The sequence below is a fragment of the Pseudomonas sp. GOM6 genome (genome assembly GCF_029537485.1).
Lineage (GTDB): Bacteria > Pseudomonadota > Gammaproteobacteria > Pseudomonadales > Pseudomonadaceae > Aquipseudomonas.
Genome location: NZ_JARPUS010000032.1, coordinates 1 through 3289, shown reverse-complemented (window position 1 = coordinate 3289; position 3289 = coordinate 1). Strand labels below are relative to the sequence as shown.

At 62.5% G+C, this 3289-nt stretch carries 4 protein-coding genes; all 4 read right to left on the bottom strand.

The genetic code is table 11. From position 1 onward, the window contains the following. Nucleotides 1–289: cbb3-type cytochrome c oxidase subunit II (locus P7A97_RS20460; RefSeq protein ID WP_277692333.1), on the bottom strand; the 289-nt coding region annotated here is incomplete at its 3' end. Then, nucleotides 289–1731 (bottom strand): cytochrome-c oxidase, cbb3-type subunit I, encoded by a 1443-nt coding sequence (gene ccoN / locus P7A97_RS20455; protein ID WP_277692332.1) that lies wholly within the window; start codon nt 1729–1731, stop codon nt 289–291. The genes P7A97_RS20460 and ccoN, both read right to left, overlap by 1 nt. A 326-nt stretch (nt 1732–2057) precedes the next feature. Next, complete coding sequence (gene ccoP, locus P7A97_RS20450) at nt 2058–3008, bottom strand: cytochrome-c oxidase, cbb3-type subunit III (protein WP_277692330.1); 951 nt, start codon at nt 3006–3008, stop codon at nt 2058–2060. 6 nt (nt 3009–3014) lie between these two features. Continuing rightward, nucleotides 3015–3289: cbb3-type cytochrome c oxidase subunit II (locus P7A97_RS20445; RefSeq protein WP_277692328.1), on the bottom strand; the 275-nt coding region annotated here is incomplete at its 5' end.

The following is a 3289-nucleotide window of genomic DNA, read 5'->3' as shown; positions in this document are numbered from 1 at the left end:
GATCCCAAACGCTTTCGCCAGCGACGGAGTAGTGGCCGTAGCGCTCGGTTTCGGCGCGGAACGGACGGATCATCTGCGAGTGGCAGCCGACGCAGCCTTCCTTGATGTAGATGTCGCGGCCTTCCAGCTGCAGGGCGGTGTAGGGCTTCATGCCCTTGACCGGCTCGTTGACCACGTCCTGGAAGAACAGCGGGACGATCTGGGTCAGACCGCCGATGCTGACCGCAAAGACCATCAGCAGGGCCAGCAGGCCGACATTCTTCTCGAGTATTTCGTGCTTGCTGCTCATCAGTGGGCGACCTCTGCAGGAATCAGGGCCTCGGCGTCATACTCGGCCGGTTTGGCGGCGCGTACGGTCAGCCAGGTGTTCCAGGCCATCAGGAACATGCCGAGGAGGAAGATGGCGCCACCGGCGACGCGCACCACGAAGCCGAGGTGGCTGGCTTCCAGGGCTTCGACGAAGGAGTAGGTGAGAGTGCCGTCGTCGTTGATCGCCCGCCACATCAGGCCCTGGGTGATACCGTTGACCCACATCGAGGCGATGTACAGCACGGTGCCGATGGTGGCCAGCCAGAAGTGTGAGTTGATCAGGCCGATGCTGTGCATCTGCTCGCGACCGAACACCTTCGGGATCAGGTGGTACAGCGAGCCGATGGAGATCATCGCTACCCAGCCCAGCGCCCCGGCATGGACGTGGCCAATGGTCCAGTCGGTGTAGTGGGACAGGGCGTTGACGGTCTTGATGGCCATCATCGGGCCTTCGAAGGTGGACATGCCGTAGAAGGCCAGGGACACCACCAGGAAGCGCAGGATCGGGTCGGTGCGCAGCTTATGCCAGGCGCCGGACAGGCTCATCATGCCGTTGATCATGCCGCCCCAGCTCGGAGCCAGGAGGATGACCGACATGGCCATGCCGAGGGACTGGGTCCAGTCCGGCAGAGCGGTGTAGTGCAGGTGGTGCGGGCCGGCCCAGATGTACAGGGTGATCAGCGCCCAGAAGTGCACGATGGACAGGCGATAGGAGTAGATCGGACGCTCGGCCTGCTTGGGTACGAAGTAGTACATCATGCCCAGGAAGCCGGTGGTGAGGAAGAAGCCCACGGCGTTGTGGCCGTACCACCACTGGATCATCGCGTCAGTAGCACCGGCGTAGACCGAGTACGACTTGAACAGGGTGACCGGCATTTCCATGCTGTTGACGATGTGCAGCATGGCGGTCACCACGATGAAGGCGCCGAAGAACCAGTTGCCCACATAGATGTGCTTGGTCTTGCGCTTCATGATGGTGCCGAAGAACACCGCCAGGTAGGTGATCCACACCAGGCCCAGCAGGATGTCGATCGGCCACTCCAGCTCGGCGTACTCCTTGGAGGAGGTGTAACCCAGCGGCAGCGTGATGACAGCCAGCACGATCACGGCTTGCCAACCCCAGAAGGTGAAGGCGGCCAGACTGTCGGAGATCAGGCGGGCCTGGCAGGTGCGCTGAACCACGTAGTAGGACGTGGCGAACAGGGCGCAACCACCGAAGGCGAAGATCACCGCGTTGGTGTGCAGGGGACGCAGACGGCCGAAGCTGGTCCACGGCAGGTTCAGGTTGAGTTCTGGCCACACGAGCTGTGCGGCGATGAACACACCGAGACCCATCCCTATGACCCCCCAGATTACCGTCATAACGGCGAACTGGCGGACCACCTTATAGTTATAAGCAGTCTGACTGATTGCTGTGCTCATGCTAGGGGTACCACGGTTAATGGAGTTTTTTAGGGGTAAAAAATCGGCGGCAAGTATGGAGAAATGAGGTACCCATTGCAACGCCGGATGCCTGTGCGATCAAGGTTTTAGCGGCCTTGGCGGCGCCCGAACCTTGTCCTTTTCTGGCTCCTTTGCACGGAGGGTAACCCCGCCCAAAGGAGGGAACTCCTAGGGGTTGTTACCAAGTGCGACTGCTGAGCAGCTTAGCCCAAGTCTGCTGTGGTGGCGTGCTAGTGGTCAGGATGGGTGCGACATCGGGTCGCAGAAGGGGGCGGGTGCCAGGGTGGCACCCGCGGCGGGTTGGGTTATTCGCGGGCCAGCTTTTCTTCCTCGACCGGCTGCTTCTGCGACAGGCTATAGACGTAGGCGGTCAGCAGATGGACCTTGTCTTCGCTACCGACATATTGGAGCTGCGCTGGCATGTGGCCGCTGCGTCCGTAGCGGATGGTCTGCTGCAGCTGGGCGAAACTGCTGCCATAGATGAAGGCGCTGGGTTTGGTCAGGTTCGGCGCGCCCATGCTCGGGGTGCCGGTGCCGTCCACGCCGTGGCAGGCAAAGCAGGTGCTGGCGAAGATCTTCTGGCCCGCGGCGATATCGGCGGTTTCACCTTCCGGCAATTTGCGGCCGGCCAACTCGGTCAGCACGTAAGCGGCGACGTTGTGTACGCCTTCTTCACCAATCATCGCGGCCTGCGGCGGCATCATGCCGGTACGTCCTGCGGTGATGGTCTGCTTGATCGAGGCCGCATCGCCACCCCAGCGCCATTCGCTGTCGGTCAGGTTGGGGAAACCATAGGCGCCCTTGGCGTCAGAGCCGTGGCACACCGAGCAGTTGGAGGCGAACAGGCGGCCGCCCATCTTCAAGGCGCGCTCATCCTTGGCGACTTCCTCGACGGGCAGGGCGGCGTAGCTGGCATAGATCGGGCCGAATTGCTGGTCCGCCTTGTCCATCTCGCGCTGCCACTGTTTGACCTGGGTCCAGCCGCCTTCATAGCCCGGCAGGGTGCCGGCGAAGTTGCCCAGCCCGGGATATAGCAGCAGATAGCCGGCGGCGAAAATCAGGGTGCCGAGGAACAACATGAACCACCACCTGGGCAGCGGGTTGTCGAATTCCTCGATGCCGTCGAAGGCGTGACCGAGCGTCTGGTTGGTTTGGCCGGGCTGCTGGCCCTTGCGGGTGGCGAACAGCAGCCACAGCAGGGCGATCAGGCTACCGATGGTGAGAATGCTGATGTACCAGCTCCAGAAAGTGCTCATGTGCGATTACCTCTTGTTCTTCAGGCTGGTGCCGAGCACTTGCAGATAGGCGACCAGGGCGTCCATTTCGCTCTTGCCCTTGACGGCCTCGCGGGCGCCCGCGAGGTCTTCATCGCTGTAGGGCACGCCGAGGGTGCGCAGGGCGCCCATCTTGGCGGCGGTGTCCTTGCCGTCGAGGGTGCGCTCCACCAGCCAGGGGTAGGCCGGCATCTTCGACTCAGGCACCACGTTGCGCGGGTTGTACAGGTGGGCGCGGTGCCAGTCGTCCGAGTAGCGACCGC

What these genes read in the sequence shown, in the direction of transcription:
- ccoN (WP_277692332.1), bottom strand. Translation starts at nt 1,731, where the DNA reads ATGAGCACAGCAATCAGTCAGACTGCTTATAACTATAAGGTGGTCCGC.
- ccoP (WP_277692330.1), bottom strand. Translation starts at nt 3,008, where the DNA reads ATGAGCACTTTCTGGAGCTGGTACATCAGCATTCTCACCATCGGTAGC.